A 20,119-nucleotide genomic window follows, 5' to 3' on the forward strand; every position below is an offset into this window, starting at 1 on the left:
CATTGAGCTTGCCGAGCGACCGCCGTTGTTAGCCGTGCCGCTTGTGAGGTTGGGTTGTCCGAGCGCAACCGTTGCCGCCGCGCCCGTTAGCGCCGTTGCCGCACTCGCAAATCGCAGAACGCGGTGGTTGTTTTCGTCAGCCACATACAAGTTGCCCGCCCCGTCGACCGCCACGCCTTATGGAAGAATCATCGTGCTTGCCGAGAGACCGACGTTGTTTGATGTGCCGCTCACAAGGTCGGGTTGTCCGAGCGCAAACGTTGCCACCGCGCCCGTTAGCGCCGTTGCCGCACTCGCAAAACGCAGAACGCGGTGGTTGTTTGCGTCAGCCACATACAAGTTGCCCGACCCATCGACCGCCACGCCGATTGGAAAATTCATTGAGCTTGCCGAGCGACCGCCGTTGTTAGCCGTGCCGCTTGTGAGGTTGGGTTGTCCGAGCGCAACCGTTGCCGCCGCGCCCGTTAGCGCCGTTGCCGCATTCGCAAAGCGCAAAACGCGGTGGTTGTTTTGGTCAGCCACATACAAGTTACCCGACCCGTCGACCGCCACGCCGGATGGAGCATTCATTGTGCTTGCAGAGAGACCGCCGTTGTTTGCTGTGTTGCTGAACAAATCGGGTTGTCCAAACGCCGCTTCCGCCGCGCTACCGGTCATCATTGCCGCCGCGCTCGTAAAGCGCAAAACGCGGTGGTTACTTTGGTCAGCCACAAAGACTTTGCCCGAAACAGGGTCGACCGCTACGCCGCTTGGTAAGTTAAAGCCCGCGCCGTCAAGACCGTTTGTCACGCCTGCTGTAAAGCCGCCTTGTCCCAAGACAACATTTGCCGCCTGTCCGGTTGTAAATTGCGCGGCTGCATTTTCTGCGATGAAAAGCAGTAATGAAATCAATAACATTTTTTTCATACTCAAGTAGTTTAAGTTTATTTAAAGATGAACGTACGGTTGTATTTGATTAGATATTCCTTCGAGATTAATGAATTACTCAAACAATAACCCAATTAATCTAAAATCTCTATTTGTGTTTTTCCATTTTGAAAATTTAATCTTCAAAAAACACGATTTGTATCGAGTCATAATGACCCTCTCTAAGACTCGCTTTGTCTTTGCTTAAAACATACTTTAAAACACCCTTAACCAAAGATTTACTTCACCAGCACCATCTTCTTTGTCTGCACAAATAAATTCACCTGCGAGCTTGCCGAGCTTACTTCAAGCCGGTAGAAATAAATCCCGCTTGATACATTGCTTGCATTAAAATTGGCTTGATAGCTTCCTGCGGCTTGGCTTGCGTTCACAAGCGTTGACACCTCTCTTCCCAACACATCATAGACCTTGAGGCTCACTGCGCCTGCCACCGGAAGTTGGTAGCCAATCGTTGTGCTTGGGTTGAACGGGTTGGGGTAGTTTTGACCCAAAGCGTAAACTTTTGGCCTCGGCATAACATCTATCTTTAATGTAACGGGTTCGTGCGCTGTCACCCTTCCCGAAAAGCTTACATCCTTCAATTGATATCGATATGTTTTTTCATAGACTGCCGTAGAATCAATAAAAGTGTATTCACCGGCATTTGTAGTTGTTCCTTTTCCTTTGAGTGAAGAATGTGTTGAGAATGAAGCCAAAAGAATCTCATCGCGGTAGATCGAATATCCCGTGTTTTCAAATTCTGATGCCGTTTTCCACTCCAATTTTGCTCCGTCTCCGGTTGCTTTTGCTTTGAAGGATAAGAGTTCAACCGGTAGAGGATTATCAACCACATTTCCTGAAATTGCAAATTCTCCGAAGCCCGTCATTCCGATTTGCGTTAGGATGGGAGAAAGAACTGTTCCTGAATTAGCAACACCTGTTCCGATACCGACATCACTCCACGATCCCGAAACCAGTCTCTTCGCAATTCTTAAGGTACTGAGGTTTGTAACTCCCAACATATTGTTGCTATTTAGTGTGAGGGTGTAAGTACCGGGTGAACCGCTTGAGGTGATTTGCCAATAAAACGGAGCAACGGTGGACACTTCTTGTCCAACCAGCGTTAGAGGTAAACCGGTTATGCCGGCAGAAAAATTGAAATATGAAAAACTGAGTGTACCTGAACCTGTCCCCGAAGTAAAGGCCACGGATGCTGAGCGATTATCACTGCCATTCAAATAAGGAAAACTGTAAGTATTGTCCCCATTGAATGCTCGGATGAGCGATCCACTACCCGAAACCGAACCGCTTCCTAAAATGGCGCTTGCCGCGGGATTAACGATTTGAATGGTATTCGAATTCAGATCAACCGAAATTCCCGGCTCTAATGTTAATGTACCATTCACGGTAATTCCAGCGCTCAATAACCCATTCATCGTAAACGTAACATTATTAAATGAACCGGGAGTGATGCTTGAAGGAGAGCCGGTGTAATCAGTGATATTATTAAACCGCAAAACGCGGTGGTTGCTAAAGTCAGCCACATACAAGTTGCCCGACACGTCGACCGCCACGCCGTATGGACCATTCATTGTGCTTGCCGAGCGACCTCCGTTGTTTGCTGTGCCGCTTGTGAGGTTGGGTTGTCCGAGTGCAACCGTTGCCGCCGCGCCCGTTAGCGCCGTCGATGCACTCGCAAAACGCAAAACGCGGTGGTTGTTTTGGTCAGCCACATACAAATTGCTCGACCCGTCGACCGCCACGCCGTGTGGAAAACGCATTGTACTTGCCGAGAGACCGCCGTTGTTTGCTGTGCCGCTCACAAGGTCGGGTTGTCCGAGCGCAACGGCTGCCGCCGCGCCCGTTAACGCCGTTGCCGCACTCGCAAAACGCAAAACGCGGTTGTTGCCTCTGTCAGCCACATACAAATTGCCCGACCCGTCGACCGCCACGCCGGATGGACTACTCATCGTGCTTGCCGAGAGACCGCCGTTGTTTGCTGTGCCGCTTGTGAGGTTGGGTTGTCCGAGTGCAACCGTTGCCGCCGCGCTCGTTAGCGCCGTTGCCGCACTCGCAAAACGCAAAACGCGGTTGTTGCTAAAGTCAGCCACATACAAATTGCCCGACCCGTCAACCGCTACGCCATATGGAAAATTCATTGTGCTTGCCGAGAGACCGCCGTTGTTTGCTGTGCCGCTCACAAGGTCGGGTTGTCCGAGCGCAACGGCTGCCGCCGCGCCCGTTAACGCCGTTGCCGCACTCGCAAAACGCAAAACGCGGTGGTTGTTATAGTCAGCCACATACAAATTGCCCGACCCGTCGACCGCCACGCCGGATGGAATACTCATTGTGCTTGCCGAGAGACCGCCGTTGTTTGCTGTGTTGCTGAACAAATCGGGTTGTCCAAACGCCGCTTCAGCCGCACTACCGGTCACCATTGCCGCCGCGCTGGTAAAGCGCAAAACGCGGTGGTTGCCTGCGTCAGCCACAAAGATTTTGCCCGAAACAGGGTCAACCGCTACGCCGCTTGGGGCGCTAAAGCCCGCGCCGTCAAGAAGGTTTGCCACGCCTGCTGTAAAGACGCCTTGCCCCAAGACGACATTTGCCGCCGCGCCCGTTAACGCCGTTGCCGCACTCGCAAATCGCAAAACGCGGTTGTTGCCTCTGTCAGCCACATACAAGTTGCCCGACCCGTCGACCGCCACGCCGCTTGGAATATTCATTGTGCTTGCCGAGCGTCCGCCGTTGTTTGCTGTGCCGCTTGTGAGGTTGGGTTGTCCGAGTGCAACCGTTGCCGCCGCGCCCGTTAGTGCCGTTGATGCACTCGCAAAACGCAAAACGCGGCTGTTGCTTAAGTCAGCCACATACAAGTTACCCGACCCATCGACCGCCACGCCGAATGGATTAGACATTGTGCTTGCAGAGAGACCGCCGTTGTTTGCTATGGCGCTCACAAAGTCGGGTTGTCCGAGTGCGACCGTTGCCGCCGCGCCCGTTAACGCCGTTGCCGCACTCGCAAAACGCAAAACGCGGTGGTTATTTTGGTCGGCCACATACAAGTTGCCCGACCCGTCGACCGCCACGCCGGATGGATTAGACATTGTGCTAGCCGAGAGCCCGCCGTTGTTTGGCGTATTACTAAACAAATTGGGTTGACCGAAAACCGCTTCCGCCGCGCTACCGGTCATCATTGCCGCCGCGCTGGTAAAGCGCAAAACGCGGTGGTTGCCTGCGTCAGCCACAAAGACTTTACCCGAAACAGAGTCGACTGCTACGCCGCTTGGTGAGATAAAGCCCGCGCCGTCAAGACCGTTTGTACTGCCTGCTGTAAAGCCGCCTTGCCCCAAGACGACATTTGCCGCCTGTCCGGTGGTAAATTGAGCGAGAGCAGACGAGACCCCTAAATGCAGAGATACAATGAATACGACTATTTTCATGAACAATAAATATTTGGAGGCTTTAATTAATAAGTAATAGGTCTATTGCACTGAATTACCTCTAACAGCGCAAAATTATCCGAATAAGAATCTTGAAAAATCACTTCAGTTGATTGAATCAATCTCTCTTGAAAAACACAAGAAAGTCCAAAAAGGATATTTCAAACGGCGCACGCTAATCACTAATCGCGCCAATGTTTTCAGCAATTATTTTTTTAGAAAAGAAATATCAGCCGTGGATTTTGAGTGATAAATAGCAGAACTCAAATATCAGAAATACAACGATAGAAGAGCGATTAATCTCTTAATGAAATGTTGAGTATGTGATGAGTAGAAAAAAGAAATGTAGGTTGAGTTAACACTCAGTGAAGCAGGCAGTATTGTTAACAACTGTTCTAATATAAACATCATTTGAGGAATAATGTCATCTCTGAAGAAAAATATAATCCGGTTTGGTTCTCAAGTTCGCTTAAAGAGCAGGGTTTACTTTATTTTTTGTGACTTGAAAAAAAGCCCCGACTATCGCCGAGGCTTCTGAAAAAATTGTAACTCCCTATTAGTTTACTTCACCAGCACCATCTTCTTTGTTTGCACAAATAAATTCCCCTGCGAGCTTGCCGAGCTTACTTCAAGCCGGTAGAAATACACCCCGCTTGACACATTGCTTGCATTGAAATTGGCTTGATAGCTCCCCGCCGCTTGGCTTGCGTTCACCAGCGTTGCCACCTCTCTTCCCAACACATCATAGACCTTGAGACTCACATCGCCTGTCACCGGAAGTTGGTAGCCAATTGTGGTGCTTGGGTTGAATGGATTGGGGTAGTTATGATGAAGGGCATAGGTTTGAGGTGAACCTTTTTGATTTTCTCTGATATTGCTGATGGAGTTATTAAACCGTAAGACACGATTGTTATTTTGGTCAGCCACATACAGATTGCCCGATGGGTCAAGAGCAACTCCGTATGGAATATTCATTGTGCTTGCTGAAAGACCGCCGTTGTTTGCTGTGCCGCTTGTGAGGTTCGGTTGGCCAAGCGCAATACTTGCCGCCGCGCCTGTTACTGCCGTTGCTGCATTCACAAAAAGCAAAACGCGGTTATTTTCTGAATCACCAACATATAAATTCCCTGAACTGTTAACTGCTACACCGAAAGGATAACTCATCGTGTTTGCCGTTGGAGAAGTGAGATTGTTGTTAAAAGAGCCGCTAAAAAAGTCGGGTTGTCCGAGAGCGATAGATGCCGCTGCACCTGTTGATACTGAAGCAGCATTGGCAAAACGCAAGACGCGGCTATTACCCGAGTCAACAACATACAAATTACCTGACCCGTCCACTGCAACACTGTAAGGTTGACTTAAGGTGCTTGCTGAAAGACCGCCGTTGTTTGCTGTGCCGCTTGTGAGGTTCGGTTGGCCAAGCGCAACACTTGCCGCCGCGCCTGTTACTGCCGTTGCTGCATTCGCAAAGCGCAACACACGATTATTTTCTGAATCACAAACATATAAATTCCCTAAACTGTCAACCACAACACCTGTTGGAAACGACATTGAACTTGCCGAGAGACCTCCATTGTTTGAGATTCGACTGGTCAAGTTGGGTTGCCCAAAAGCGATTACCGCAGCTGAACCGCTCGGTGCAGTTGCTGCATTCATAAAACGCAAGACGCGGTGGTTTTCTGAGTCAGCAACATACAAATTTCCAAATCGATCGACCGCGACACCGTACGGTACCGACATCTTGCTTGCAGTAAAGCCTGAGACATCAACCAAAAAATTGGGTTGTCCAAATACCGCTTCTGCTGAACTGCCGCTAATCATCGCTGCCTGACTTGAAAAACGCAAGATGCGATGTCCGGTTGCAACAAAGAGCTTACCCGACGCTGGGTCAATGGCAATTCCCCTTGGGCCCCCAAAATTAGTGCTATCGAAAGGTTTTATACCCCCGGTTGAAAAATTTGGTTGCCCCAAAACAACATTCGCCGCTTGTCCGCTAATGAATTGCGCTGTTGCCCTGATTGCTAATAAAAGCAGTGCGGAAATGAACAGTATTATTTTCATTACTATGAATTTATCGGAGGCTTTCTAAAGGTTATCTGTTGGAATTACTTCGCTTTGCCTCGATTAGCGGAGGAATTCCTTAAAGTTAACATCTTAAGTTAACCAATTTGGATTTTACCAGAAAGCGCTCTTTGAAAGTCAAGTTTGAATAATTTCTGAGATTAGAAAGCAAAAAGGCGCTCTGATTAACTCAAAGCGCCCTTCCCCTAATCCTTTGTTAAATAAAATAATCTTAAATGATTTACTTCACCAGCACCATCTTCTTTGTTTGCTTGAAGTTAACGGTTTGCAAGCCAGTTGAGCGTACTTCCATACGGTAGTAATAAACCCCACTTGCAATGCCGCTTGCATTAAAGGACACTTCATACACGCCTGCGTCTTGATTGGCATTCACCAACTCTTGAACCACTCGACCCAGCACATCATACACCGTTAAACTAACCAAACTTGCAGCAGGAATTTGGTAGCCGATGCGTGTACTTGGATTAAATGGATTCGGATAGTTTTGAAGCAATGCATAGGCTCTCGGCGTTCGCTTCACCGTCATTTCAAGGGTTATCGGTGGATGCTCCGTCACTCTTCCCGAGAAACTCACATCCTTCAATTGATAACGATAGGTTTTCCCATACACTGCTGTGGAATCCACATAACTGTAGGATTGCGCAACGCTCGTGGTTCCCTTTCCTTTTAAGCTTGCGGTGGTTGAAAACGATGCGATTGGATTGCCATCTCTGTAAATCAAAAAGCCGGCGTTCTCAAACTCCGAGGCCGTTCGCCATTCAAGTTTTGCACCGTCGCCCGTTGACCGCGCCGTAAATGATTGCAGTTCCACAGGAAGTGGATTATCTACGCCATCGCCCGAAATCGCGAATTCTCCAAACCCCGTCATCCCGCTTTGCGAAAGAACCGGCGCGCTTGTAGTGCCAGTATTCGAAACCCCCGTCCCGATTCCCGCATCGCTCCACGAACCTGATACAGCCCGCTTCGCAATGCGAAGTGTGCTGAGATTCGTTACGCCAAGCATATTGGCACCGTTTAAGGTGAGAGTGTATGTTCCGGGCGAGCCTGTGGAAGTGATTCGCCAGTAAAACGGCGCAACGGTGTTCACGGGCTGTGAAATGAGCGTAAGTGGAAGGCCTGTAATTCCCGGCGGGTCAGGAAAAAAGGAAAAGCTTAGCGTACCCGAGCCTGTGCCGCTTGTAAATGCCACTGTTGCCGAGCGGTTATCGCTTCCTTCTAAAAATGGAAAGCTGTACGACACATCACCATTGAAGGCACGCACCAAAGAGCCTGTGCCGAAAAGTCTTCCTGTGCCTGCAACTGCTCCAGTGGCTGTGTTATTGACGGTTATTGTATTTCCATTGAGTTCAACATTGCCGTTTAGCGTGAGTGTTGCATTAACGCCAAAAGATGTTGACAGTGGCAAAGTGCCGGCGGTGAAAGTGACATTGTTGTAAGTGATGGCTGAAATACCTGATGGTGCACCTGAGTAATTTGGGATTTGGTCGTTTAAGATGACTGAAACCCTATTGCTATTAAAGTCAGCAGTTAAAATGTCTGGCTTTCCATCTAAGTTTACATCAGCAACAAAGACACTTAGAGGATTTGTACCAACTGAAATTGAACTTAGACTTGAAAAACCACCTAATCCATCACCTAAACGAAACGACACCGAGTTACTTCCATTGTTTCCAGTAACAAAATCTTGCTTACCATCAAGATTAAGATCCGCAATAAAAACGCTGGAAGGTTGTGTGCCAACGGCATAATTTGTAGCTGTTGAAAAAGCCCCACCTCCTGTTGCTAATGCGACAGAAACATTGGCACTATTATTATTGGATGCAATAATGTCGGGATTTCCGTCATTATTAATATCCTTAGAAAACACGCTAATGGTAAAGATACCCGCAGAAATAGTTGACCCTGTTGGAAAACTACCTGTTCCATTTCCAATTCTAACAATAGCAGCATTTGCTCCACCGGATGCACTAATGACATCAGGTCTGGAATCATTATTAAGATCTGCAATAAAAACATTTCGCGGACTGCCGCCGGGCGAGAAATTAGAACCACCCGAAAAACCACCCGCCCCATCTCCAAGTCGAACAGACAGTGTTCCAGAAAAATTAGCAGTTACAAAATCAGGTTTCCCATCTTGGTTTACATCAGAAACAAAAACCGAAGCAGGGTTGCTACCAACTGAAATCTCAGTTGTCCCAGAAAAATTACCGGACCCGTCTCCAAGACGAACCGAAACCGTAGCCGCATTTTGATTTGCTGTAAGAATATCCGGCTTACCATCTAAATTCACATCTGCAACAAATAATCCAAAAGGTTGATCACCGACGCTTATTTCGGTTGTTCCTGTAAAACCACCTATTCCATCTCCAAGTCGTACAGAAACAGTATTGGCGAATCGGCCCGCAGTAAGTATATCAGGCTTACCATCCAAATTTACATCTGCGACAAATATTCGATTTGGTGTTGAACCTACACTTACACCATAAGCTGCGCCAAACGGGTTTAAGGTAATTGTTGTCGTATTTAATAAAACTGATACTGTATTATCGGCTGAATTGGCAACGAGCAAATCAGGCTTGCCATCTTGGTTTACATCAGACGCAACAATGCTTTCGGGGCTATTCCCGACACTAATGTTCGTCGCCGTCCCGAAACTTCCACTTCCGACTCCTCTTAAAATAGAAATTGAATTCCCTGTTCTGTTCGCTGAAACAATATCGATGTTCCCATCGAGATCAAGGTCAGAGGCATCAACCCGAGTCGCACCTCCACCAACGCTGTAACGAGAAACTGAAACCGTTGAAAATTTTCCGTCTCCCAAACCGAATCGAACCGTGACATCATTTGAAGTGCGGTTTGCGGTTATGAAATCTAAATTCCCATCCCGATTCACGTCTCTTAATATGACTGACCAAGGCAATGTGGCTCCGCCGATGTTCCAATTTTCAAAATCAACAAATGAAAATCCTCCTAATCCATCGCCAACCCTTGCTGAAACCACATTTGTGCCCGCCGCTGCTGCAACAAAATCAGGTTTTCCGTCTTTATTAATATCACCAACCGCTACCTGACGGGGCTGTGATGCAATATCGATTCGAGTTGTATCAGTTACTCCCCCCGTTCCGTTTCCACGAGCGAAATAAACTGAGTTGCTATTGCCTACCAAGTAATCTTGCCGCCCGTCTAAATCAATATCTGCCACAAAGACACCAAATGCGCCTACCAAATTAAGAGGAAGTAACACAACCGAAGTTCCTGTAAAACTGCCTGTCCCATCGCCCAAGCGAATCGATAAACTATTATTTATAGTGCCACCATTGGAGGTTACTAAATCGGGTCTGCCGTCGTTATTGACATCAGCGATAAACAAGTTGTTAGGAGGCCCGTCAACCGCAACGCTGGTCGTTCCGCTAAAACCACCTGCCCCATTACCAAGTCTCACCGATACAGAGTTGGATCCATTATCGGCAGTTAGCAAATCGGGGCGTCCGTCCAAATTTACATCTGCCACCACAAGGTCTCGAGGAGATGTTCCTACACTCACGGTCGTTGGCGCAGAAAAACTTTGCGCAATGCTATTTCGGTTTATTAAAATCAGAAAAAGATAGAGAAGCAGATATTTGGCAGCAGACACTAAAAATTTATTCATTGGCTTTGGCTTTGGATTGTTTTCATTATTCCAATTTACCCAAGCCTAAAAGCACGCTTTAACGCTTGTGTTGCATTCTTTAACACAGGTGTTGCATTTAGGACGATATTGGGAGGAAGTAAATAAAACCGAATCGACGATTTATTTTGTCGTGATGTCGGATGGAAGCATTCCAAAGGTTTCTTTGAAGACTTTTGAAAAATAACTGAGGTTTGAGTAGCCGACCTGAAAAGACACTTCAGAGACATTAAACCGACCCGATTTGAGCAAGTCTTTTGCTCGGTTCAGCCTTAATTCTTGTAGAAACTGAGAAGCGCTTTTTCCGGTAATGGCTTTGAATTTGCGATGCAGTTGCGAGCGCGAATAGCCTGCCTTTTCAGCCAAATCCTCTACTTGAAACGTTTCATCATGCATGTGCTTGATAAAAAGTGCTAGGATTCTTTGAAGAAATTGTTCATCGGCAGATCGGGCATGTTGCTCGGAAGTCTGTTCCCACGAAAGCCGAACCACTTGACTGAATTTTTCCAATAGCCGCTTTCGCTGCTCAATGAGATTCAAGGCACGAGCGCGAAGTTCAAGCGGGTCGCAGGGTTTAAGCAAATAGTCATCAGCACCCAGTTCAATGCCTTCAATCCGCTGACTTACCGTGGTTTTGCTACCGGTAAGCAAAATGACGGGAATATGATTGGTCAGTTCGTTGGATTTAAGGGTGCGACAAAGCTCAAAGCCATCGAGACCCGGCATATCCACATCACTTATCACAATATCCGGGAGTTCTTCCGCAATTTTTTGAAGGGCTTCTTTACCAGATTTGCATTCAATAATACTTCCAACTTTTTTCAATGTGCTACGGTAAAGATTCCGTGTTTCCTGATGATCTTCCGCGATGAGAAAAATCGGAGCGTCATGATCGGAAAATTGCGTCATCGAACTGCGTTGCTAATGGTTTCTTGAATTTAATCAACTCCCGCTAAACCATCTTTAAGGGGAAAAGAAATAATAAATGCTGTACCTTTTCCTTTTCCTTCCGACTCTGCCCAAATTTTCCCGCCTTGTCTTAGCACCAATTCCTTCGCAATCGAAAGTCCAATGCCGTGCGATTCCTCCCCATTGGTTGGCCTTGAGCTTAACGCCTGCCCTTTCTGAAACAACCGATGTCGGTCTTCCTCGCTGAGTCCCTGTCCATTATCCTCCACACGCACAAACCAAGCCGTTTTCGTTCGATTCACTTTCACTTGAATTGTCCCTCCCGGTTCAGTGTACTTTATGGCGTTGGAAATGAGGTTATCTAACACTTGAAATGTTTTGCTTTCATCAAGCAGCGCTTCTCCTTCAACACCATCTTTCGAATAAAACTCAAGCCTTTGCCTTTTAACATTTGCCGAACCCTGCCATTTTTCAACTGCTTCTTTAACGATGTGATCTAAACTGACGGGATTAAGCTTTACCGATAGTTCTCTCGCCTCATTCCTTTCAAGCAATTCTTCAACAAGCCCCACCATTTGCTTTGAACTCTTTTCAATGTTTTTGGCAAATGATTTTGTTTCACTCACTTCATCGGTTTCGCTGATGAGCCTCGCAAATCCAAAAATACTTTGAAGTGGATTTCGTAAATCGTGAGCTGCGATTTCCATCAACCGTGCCTTAAATGAATTCGCTTCAACCAAGTCTTTCGTTCGAACAGCAACCAACCGTTCAAGCCGCTCATTCTCTTGTTGAATTCTTCGTATCCGAAACTGAATAAAGAGCAAAATGCCAAGCCCAAGTAAAATGGCATAAAGCGCATACGCCCACACCGTCTTGTAAATGGGGGGGTGAATCGCGAATTGCAATCTTGCTTCGTTGCAACTTTCAATTCCCTCAAGACTAATCCCCTTTACTTTTATGTCGTAATATCCGGGTTCAAGTGAGAGAAACGAAAGAGTATTTCCATTGGTCTCTCGCAACAGATTTCCATTTACGCTGTAATAGAATTTTATTGATGAAAGGGGTTGAAAGGAAAACTCAGAAAGTGAAAGCGAGAGATAATTTTCATCAAAATCAAAATTCAAGTTACGGTCACCCGAAAAATCAAGCTCCTTTTCAAAAAGCTTCATTCCACCAATCGCAACTCGAAACCGGAGCGAATCTCGTTCAATTTGCTCTGGAAAAAAATAATTGAGCCCATTCGTTCCACCAAAGTACAATCGCCCCTCCGCATCTTTATGAAATGCTCTTCGGTTAAATTCGTGCCCTTGTAACCCATCTCTCAATTGATATTGGCGCACAGAGACATTTTTCTCTTTACTCCTCGGGTTAAAAGAAAATATCCCTCCATCGGAACTCACCCAGAGCCACCCGTTCTTATCTTCCAAAATGCCGTAACACTGCATTGAGGGCGTCTCAAATGTTTGATGACTTTCTTTAAAGAAATACGAACTGGGAAAGAGTTGATTGCCTTCAAGTTTCAGAATCCCATTTCCCTTTGAAGTAAACCACCTCTCACCATTTTGGGTCACTAATATTCCACAAATGTTATTTATTGCTTGTTTCTCGTTACCGTCAAACGCCTCATGCCATTGTTGAACTATATTTCCCTTTCGATCAAAGAGAAACAAGCCTTCTTCAGCGGCCACCCAAATTGAATCTTTCGTTTCAATAAACACATCATTGATAAGCCCCATTTTTATCAAATGACTCTCGCCAAATTTTTGAAGCACCGAGGGTTTTCCTTCTTCGCTTTTCAAAAGCCAAAGTCCTTCTCCACCAATGAGAAATTGAGTATCTCCAAGTGCTTGAATTACATAAGTTCTTTCAAGATTCGCGATTTTCTTAAACTGAGAATCGCTCGTATCTCTTTTTGGATCGATTAAATACAAACCGCTTAACGGTCCATTGAATCCGGCAATGAGCTTTCCATCTTCCCTTTCTTCAATCGCCCAAACATTGATAAGCTTACCCGTTTGGTTGTAATGCCAAACCCGCTCATCACGAAGCGACACCCGATTTACCCCTCCAAATTGCGTGCATACCCAAAGCTCTCCCGAGCGAGCTCGATAAATTGAGCGGATGTAATTATTCGAAAGAGAATTTTTTTTGAGAGGATATTGTCTTAATAGTGAAAAGGGTTTATGCTGAATCGGAAGAAAATTGATTCCAAAAGATTCCAGTCCAATCCAAAGCCCTCCGCGTTCATCCACTTTGACCGCAGTAACACGATTCCCACTCAATCCTTTCGGCTCATTGGGTTCATATACAAAATGCAAAAGTTCTTTTTCAGGCGCATTTCTTTTGATGCAGTAAGCACCATCTCGCCGCGTTCCTATCCAAATATCTCCGGCCTCAGTTTCAGAGAGATAGTTGATTCCTTCCATCATCAACCGTTTTTTCTCGGGGCTTTTATCAAGTTCTTCAAGAGGGTGAAAAAATGTAAAAGCCTTTTCTCCGACGGTTGGCATCACCAGAAGATTCGTACTGTTTTCTTGAATCCATCCGCCCAGCCACAACCAACCTTTTGAATCAACAAGCGCCGTAAAAACACTTGGCGATTCTTTCGGTAGTTTCTTTACCACTTGTAACCGATGATTCGCCCAGTCAACCCGTTCAACATTCCCCCGGTGAATGACCCAAAATTCACCACTCTGATTTGCTGTAAAAATGGGTTTGTCGTTTTCATCGAATTCCATCCTTAATGAATCTTCTATGATGTACTCAGTTCCTCCTATCTCAATCTTATAGAGGGTTTGCGCTTTTAGAAGCAAAAGAGTCTCTTTATTGCCTGTATTGGAATAAGTGAGGTAAGATACTTTTTCATTAAAGCCGGTGAAGATGTGTGGAGTCGGTAAACCATAGTCGATAAAGCCCGCCTGCTGAGATGTTCTAAAATAGATTCTTCCGTTTTTTCCGGCATAAATCTGCGAGAATCCTTCAGCCGTTTTAACTTTTGCACTTAGCTGAGTTCGGTAGTGCGTAAAGGTTTTACCATCATAGCGGCAAAGCCCTTTGTCAGTTCCAATCCAAATGAACCCTTTGGTATCCTGTTCAATCGCAGTTATGGTGTTGCTTGAAAGCCCGCTTTCAGTGGTTAAGCGAATAAACTCATGCCAATACTGAGTTACTTTCTTTTCCGTTTTGATATTTAGAGTTGCTTGCGCTTTAAGGTTTCCACAGTGAATTAGAAAAGTAAAAAGAAATAAAAAAAAGGTCCAAAAAAGCATTCCTCTTTTGAACCTTTTTCTTGCTCTTTTATCGGCGCCCTTTTTGCTCAAAACAACCTTCATTTTACTCCATAAACAATGGGTGAACTTAAGATTTGTTACTTCAGAACAGTCAATTGGCGAACCTCTTGCGCCCCATTGACCGTCAATCGATAAAGATAGCTTCCGCTGGAAAGCCCATACTCACTTGCCGAAAATGGAACACCATATCTTCCGGCTGGTCTTCGCTCATTAACCAATGTCGCAATTTTCTTCCCTGTAATATCAAATATCTCCAATACAACTGTTCCTTGTTCACGAAGTGTAAACGGGATTATCGTTGTTGGATTAAATGGGTTCGGATAATTTTGCTCAAGTATAAACCCACTGCTACGATTTTCTATTTCGCTTGCTCGCGAAGTCGAAGAAATCGTTACCACTTTATTAGGAGCATGATTCCACGCATCGCCCTGATTGCCATCGGCCCCATTCACACTATTGCTGGTTGCAAAAATCGTCGCTGTTCCCGTCTGTGAAGGAGCAACATAATTAAAGTTATATGTCACACTTCCTTGCACGAAATCTTTCGGTGCAGAGTGCGTTAATTCTCCACTCAAAAGTTGAAGCCCTTGATTTTGAATCAGCAAGAGTGCGCCACTCGAAGCGGCAATATTGACCCCAGCTTTTACCGCGGGTCCACCGGAAATTGAAACGGTGTATGTCGCGCTGGCGCCGGGCGCAAGGGTTGAAGGGCCATCAATACTGACTTGAACGGAAGAGTTCGGCGTTGAACTGTGGCAGCTGCATCCCGCACCGCCATCTTTATTCGTTCTCCCGGTAATTCCAGTGGGGAAGGTGTAAGAGTCAATCGCAAAAAAAGTAGTCGATATAATTAATGCAGCAATTATTATGGTTGTAAATTTTGCTTTCATCGCGCTTTTGTTTTGGTTTATTCGTTTTCAGGTAAAGCATCATCTGCTTCACTGTCTTCAGGGTTCTTAAAATGTTGAAACCCGCTTGAGCGCATCAAATCCACGCTCTCACCAAAAATGTCAGTCATTTTTGTACCGAAATCTTTCGGATAAATTGATCCGATTTCTGCAAACTCTTTTATCCCTTCAAGTTTTTTTGCATCCGTTTCGTTTACGGTAAAAAGCAATTCATAGTCTTCACCTCCAAACAAGGCATAAACCGACGCATCATCTTCAAATTCATCCGAAATTTCTCTTGTTTCTGAAAGAATGGGAATCTTGGTTTCCTCGATTAGTGCGCCCACGCCCGATTCTCGGGTCAGATGTTTTAGTTCTGAACCTAACCCATCCGAGACATCAATCATCGCTGTCGGAATAATTCCTTGCTCTTCAAAGAGCTTCACCACATCAATCCGTGCTTTCGGCAGCAAATGCTTTTGAATTGCCGATTGATATTCTTTTAAGTCAGGCAATAATTCCCGAAGCGATTCCGCATCGCTCGCGTCACCCGCCTCATAAGCTTCCATCATCAGCTTTCGCTCCCGCATCAGTACTTTCAGCCCGGCATAAGAACGACCTAAATCGCCACTCACAAAAATCCGATCGCCCACTTTCGCTCCGCTTCGATAGGATAATTTCTTTGGCGCTGCTTCTCCCACAACCGTTATCGAAATCACCATACCCGAAACCGATGCAGAGGTATCGCCACCGATAATCGAAACCCCATACTGCATTGCCGCATTTTTTAATCCGGTATAAAATGCTTCAATCATCTCAACCGATTGCCGCTCCGAAAGTCCCAACGAGATTGTTGCATAAAGTGGCTTGGCATTCATCGCGCATATATCGGATATATTCACCCCAAGAGCCTTTGCACCCAAATGCTCCATCGGAATCGTTAGCAAATCAAAATGAATTTGTTCAATCAATAAATCGGTTGAAATCACCATTGACCGTTCATCGGTAATTGCAACAACGGCACAGTCATCGCCGATTCCCTTTGTAAGACGAGGCGTTAAAGCCTCTGTTGCTTTCATTTGATCGTGAATCTTTCCGATTAATCCAAATTCTCCGATTTCTGAAATGCGTGTAAATGACATTGATTCGTGTAAAAATTTTATGAAAAGGTTGTACCGTGGCGCGATTTAAGTTGTTAAAGAATCGCTTCATTCCCACGCTCTTTGCAAAGATAGGTTACAAACAAGGTTTAATAAGTTATGTTTTTCTTCAATTTTCCTTTTTGCTACATTTAATTCATTCTCCCTAATTTTTTCCCTAGACTTCTCCTTGTTAGAATATCGAATAAACTTTGCGTAGTTTTATAACAGCGTAAATATGAAACCTTGCTGAATTAGTTAAGCAATGGTTCTTTAGGCCTTGTAACCCTAACATTTAAAGGCACTTTTAAGCGTTCTTTTTTAGTAAAATTTTTTGAAGTTAAGGAGTAAAAATATGAACGAGACAGTTCACACCGCCGAGCCATTGCTAATCGAGCGGGATGAAGTAACCATTCTCTTTGCCGGAGACTCCGGCGACGGAATGCAACTCACCGGCACCCAATTCAGCGAAACCTCTGCCTTATTAGGCAACGACATCAATACTTTTCCAAACTATCCAGCAGAAATTCGAGCACCCGCCGGAACACTTCCGGGCGTTTCAGGCTTTCAAATTCATTTTGGGAGCAAGCCCATTTACACTCCCGGTGATCAATGCGATGTGCTCGTGGTGATGAATGTTGCTGCGCTACGTGTCAATCTAAAAAGCCTCAAAAAGGGCGGAATGATAATTGCCAACACTTCAGGCTTTGATGAAAAAAGCCTTGATTTGGCAGGATTAAAAATTAATCCGCTTGATGATGAATCGCTTTCAGGATATGAAGTTCATAAAGTCGATGTTTCAAAGCTCACTCGCTTAGCCCTTGAAGGTACTGCGATGGGAACCAAGGAAATCGACCGTAGCAAAAATATGTTTGTTCTCGGGATGATTTATTGGCTTTATAATCGCCCGCTTGAAAATTCAATTAAGAATATCAAAGAAAAGTTTAAGAAGAAGCCGGAACTTGCCGACGCCAATCTTAAAGTTCTTAATGCAGGATTTAATTTTGCTTCAACGCTAGAAATTTTTTCAGCCCGATATGTTGTGAAGCCTGCGAAACTTCCGAGTGGAACTTATAGACATATCACAGGCAATGAAGCTTCGGCAATCGCTTTAATCGCGGCGTCTCAAAAATCAGGGTTGCCCCTTTACCTTGGCTCTTACCCAATCACACCCGCGTCCGACATATTGCACGAACTCTCAAAGCATAAAAATTTTGGAGTACGCACTTTTCAAGCTGAAGATGAAATTGCTGCCATTTGTGCGGCAATTGGTGCTAGTTATGGCGGCAGTTTGGCTGTAACTACCACTTCGGGTCCCGGAATGGATTTGAAAGCAGAAGCAATGGGGCTCGCAGTCTCCCTTGAGTTACCTCTTGTTATCATCAATGTTCAGCGTGGTGGCCCTTCAACAGGCTTGCCAACGAAAACCGAGCAAAGCGATTTGCTTTCAGCACTTTATGGCAGGCACGGCGAGTCGCCAATTCCGGTAATCGCCGCGCAATCACCTTCCGATTGCTTTCATGCCGTTTATGAGGCGGCCTCACTTGCCGTTCATTTCATGACTCCGGTCATTTGCCTCACCGATGGTTATATCGCAAATAGCACAGAGCCGTGGCGTTTTCCAACAGCTGAAACCCTAACACCCATTTCTGTATCATTTGAGAAATCACGAGAACTAAACGATCCGAAGTTTCAACCGTATCGCCGAGACGATAACTTGGCACGGCCTTGGGCAATTCCGGGAACAAAAGGTCTTGAACATCGTGTGGGTGGCTTAGAGAAAGAACATCTTTCTGGGAATATTTCATACGATGGTGAAAACCACGAACTGATGACGCGCCTTCGCGCTGAAAAAGTATCCAAAATTGCAGACGCCATTCCAAACGCTGTGCTCGATTCCGGCGCTGACTCGGGCAAAGTCCTTGTTGTCGGTTGGGGTTCAACCTATGGTGCCATCAAAACCGCAGTGACAGAATTGCAAGAAAAAGGAAATCTCGTCTCACATCTTCATTTGCGCCACTTAAATCCGTTGCCGAATGGATTGGGTGAGATTCTTTCACAATACCGCTATGTGCTTGTTCCTGAATTGAATTCGGGGCAACTCATTAAAGTTTTAAGGGAGAAGTATCTCGTCCCGGCTATCGGATACAATAAAGTACAGGGTCTTCCCTTTACTGTGGCTGAATTGAAAAATAAAATCAACGAACTCTTAACGAAGGAAAACTAAAATGGCAGAATTAATTGAAGGAACTGAGCCGATTGCATTATCGCCAATTCCACTATACACATCCAAAGATCTTGTTTCTGATCAAGACATTCGCTGGTGCCCGGGCTGCGGCGACTATTCCATTCTTAAGCAAGTTCAAGCAGTCATTCCCGAATTTGGCATTCCTCGAGAGAATCTTGTTTTCATTTCAGGAATCGGATGCTCCTCTCGCTTCCCGTACTATATGGAGACCTTCGGTGTTCATAGCATTCACGGTCGTGCAGCTGCAATTGCTTCGGGTCTAAAAATGTCTCGCCCTGAACTTTCTGTTTGGATTGTTTCCGGCGACGGCGATTCGCTTTCGATTGGTGCCAACCACTTTGTGCAATTGCTTCGCAGAAATCTGAATGTAAATTTGCTCTTGTTTAACAATGAAATATATGGGTTAACAAAAGGGCAGTTTTCACCGACTTCGCATGCGGGAATTGTCACTAAATCAACACCCTACGGGGCAATCGATCATCCGCTCAATCCAGCGTCACTTGCGCTTGGCGCCGATGGTTCATTTGTCGCTCGAACGCTTGATCGCGATGTCAAACATCTTCGCGAAACTTTGAAACGAGCCCAAGAGCATATCGGCACTTCTATGGTTGAAATCTATCAAAATTGTGTCATCTTCAACGATGGTGCTTTTGAACCATTTACCGATAAGGGGCAGAAAGCCACCAACGATATATTTTTGGAACAAGGGAAACCGTTGGTTTTTGGTGCAAAAGGAGAATTTGGAATTCGTTTAGATGGAATTAAGCCAACGGTTGTGAATCTCAATGATTCCGGTTTTTCTAAAAATGACCTATGGATTCATGACGAAACCGATCAATCAAAAGCTGCAATTCTATCGCGCTTCTTTGATATGCCCGGTGATGAAGGGTTTCTTCCTCGTCCTTTTGGGGTTCTATTTGCAAAACCAAGAGCATTGTATGAAGAAGATATGCAGAACCAAATAAACAATGCCGTTTCTACTAAAGGAGCCGGTTCATTGGATAAACTTCTCTCAGGAAGAGAAACTTGGGTCATAGAGTAGGCAATTGGATTTTTTTATAAACAGAAAAGGGGCGTATGATTACGCCCCTTTCTTATTTCACTTTTCACTTCCTCACTTATTCGAATGAACTAAAGCTTGGCAAGCATCTCAATAAATTCACCTAAATTATACGGCTTCTTAAGAATCCCGTTAATACCTTTTGCCTTAAGCCTTTCGAATAAATCTGCTTTAATCAAACCAGTTGCAAAAAAAATTGGAATAGAAGCATCTAATTTTCTTAATTCATCCAAAGTTTGCTCCCCATTCATTTCAGGCATATTACTATCAAGTAAAACAGCAAGAAGTTCTCCCTGATATTGCTTGAATAATTCAACCCCTCTTTTTCCGCTTTCTGCTAAAAAAACTTGATAATTTTCTGCTTCAAGAAAATCTGCCATTAAAACACGAAGCATTTCTTCATCATCGATAATTAGAATACCATTTTTCTTCATCTCGATTCATTATCAATGATTAAACAAAAAGGGCGTTCATATTGAACGCCCCTTAAAAAATAC

11 protein-coding genes are annotated in these 20,119 nt (G+C 45.3%); 2 read left to right on the forward strand and 9 right to left on the reverse strand.

Annotation, left to right across the window (positions count from 1 at the left end):
- Window positions 1–177 precede the first annotated feature (177 nt).
- From SFU91_07285 to thiL, 8 genes are all read right to left on the reverse strand, one after another.
- The gene (locus tag SFU91_07285; GenBank protein MDX2128823.1) at window positions 178–906 is read right to left on the reverse strand and encodes an NHL repeat-containing protein; all 729 of its coding nucleotides are present in this window, start codon (window positions 904–906) and stop codon (window positions 178–180) included.
- A 239-nt stretch (window positions 907–1,145) separates the two neighbouring features.
- Window positions 1,146–4,343, reverse strand: a complete 3,198-nt coding sequence (locus tag SFU91_07290) for a T9SS type A sorting domain-containing protein (protein MDX2128824.1) — start codon at window positions 4,341–4,343, stop codon at window positions 1,146–1,148.
- 561 nt (window positions 4,344–4,904) lie between these two features.
- Window positions 4,905–6,401, reverse strand: a complete 1,497-nt coding sequence (locus SFU91_07295; GenBank protein ID MDX2128825.1) for a T9SS type A sorting domain-containing protein — start codon at window positions 6,399–6,401, stop codon at window positions 4,905–4,907.
- Between the two features lie 241 nt (window positions 6,402–6,642).
- Window positions 6,643–10,071: an FG-GAP-like repeat-containing protein gene (locus tag SFU91_07300; GenBank protein MDX2128826.1), complete on the reverse strand. Its 3,429-nt coding sequence runs from the start codon at window positions 10,069–10,071 to the stop codon at window positions 6,643–6,645.
- A 141-nt stretch (window positions 10,072–10,212) separates the two neighbouring features.
- Window positions 10,213–10,998 carry a response regulator gene (locus tag SFU91_07305; protein ID MDX2128827.1) on the reverse strand — a complete coding sequence of 262 codons (786 nt, stop codon included), beginning with the start codon at window positions 10,996–10,998 and terminating at the stop codon, window positions 10,213–10,215.
- A gap of 29 nt (window positions 10,999–11,027) precedes the next feature.
- Window positions 11,028–14,330 carry a two-component regulator propeller domain-containing protein gene (locus tag SFU91_07310; protein MDX2128828.1) on the reverse strand — a complete coding sequence of 1,101 codons (3,303 nt, stop codon included), beginning with the start codon at window positions 14,328–14,330 and terminating at the stop codon, window positions 11,028–11,030.
- Between the two features lie 35 nt (window positions 14,331–14,365).
- Window positions 14,366–15,178, reverse strand: coding sequence for a choice-of-anchor V domain-containing protein (locus SFU91_07315; protein MDX2128829.1), 813 nt, complete (start codon window positions 15,176–15,178; stop codon window positions 14,366–14,368).
- A gap of 17 nt (window positions 15,179–15,195) precedes the next feature.
- Entirely contained in the window at window positions 15,196–16,317 is a 1,122-nt protein-coding gene (gene thiL, locus SFU91_07320) for a thiamine-phosphate kinase (protein MDX2128830.1), read from the reverse strand.
- Between the two features lie 352 nt (window positions 16,318–16,669).
- Here thiL and SFU91_07325 point away from each other — a divergent pair, with 352 nt between their 5' ends.
- Complete coding sequence (locus SFU91_07325) at window positions 16,670–18,541, forward strand: 2-oxoacid:acceptor oxidoreductase subunit alpha (GenBank protein ID MDX2128831.1); 1,872 nt, start codon at window positions 16,670–16,672, stop codon at window positions 18,539–18,541.
- Window position 18,542: 1 nt separating this feature from the next.
- Window positions 18,543–19,604: a 2-oxoacid:ferredoxin oxidoreductase subunit beta gene (locus SFU91_07330; protein ID MDX2128832.1), complete on the forward strand. Its 1,062-nt coding sequence runs from the start codon at window positions 18,543–18,545 to the stop codon at window positions 19,602–19,604.
- Window positions 19,605–19,693: 89 nt separating this feature from the next.
- Here SFU91_07330 and SFU91_07335 read toward each other — a convergent pair whose 3' ends face one another.
- Window positions 19,694–20,056 (reverse strand): response regulator, encoded by a 363-nt coding sequence (locus SFU91_07335; GenBank protein ID MDX2128833.1) that lies wholly within the window; start codon window positions 20,054–20,056, stop codon window positions 19,694–19,696.
- Between the last annotated feature and the right edge of the window lie 63 nt (window positions 20,057–20,119).

Source organism: Chloroherpetonaceae bacterium (assembly GCA_033763895.1).
Taxonomy (GTDB): Bacteria; Bacteroidota; Chlorobiia; order Chlorobiales; family Thermochlorobacteraceae; genus JANRJQ01.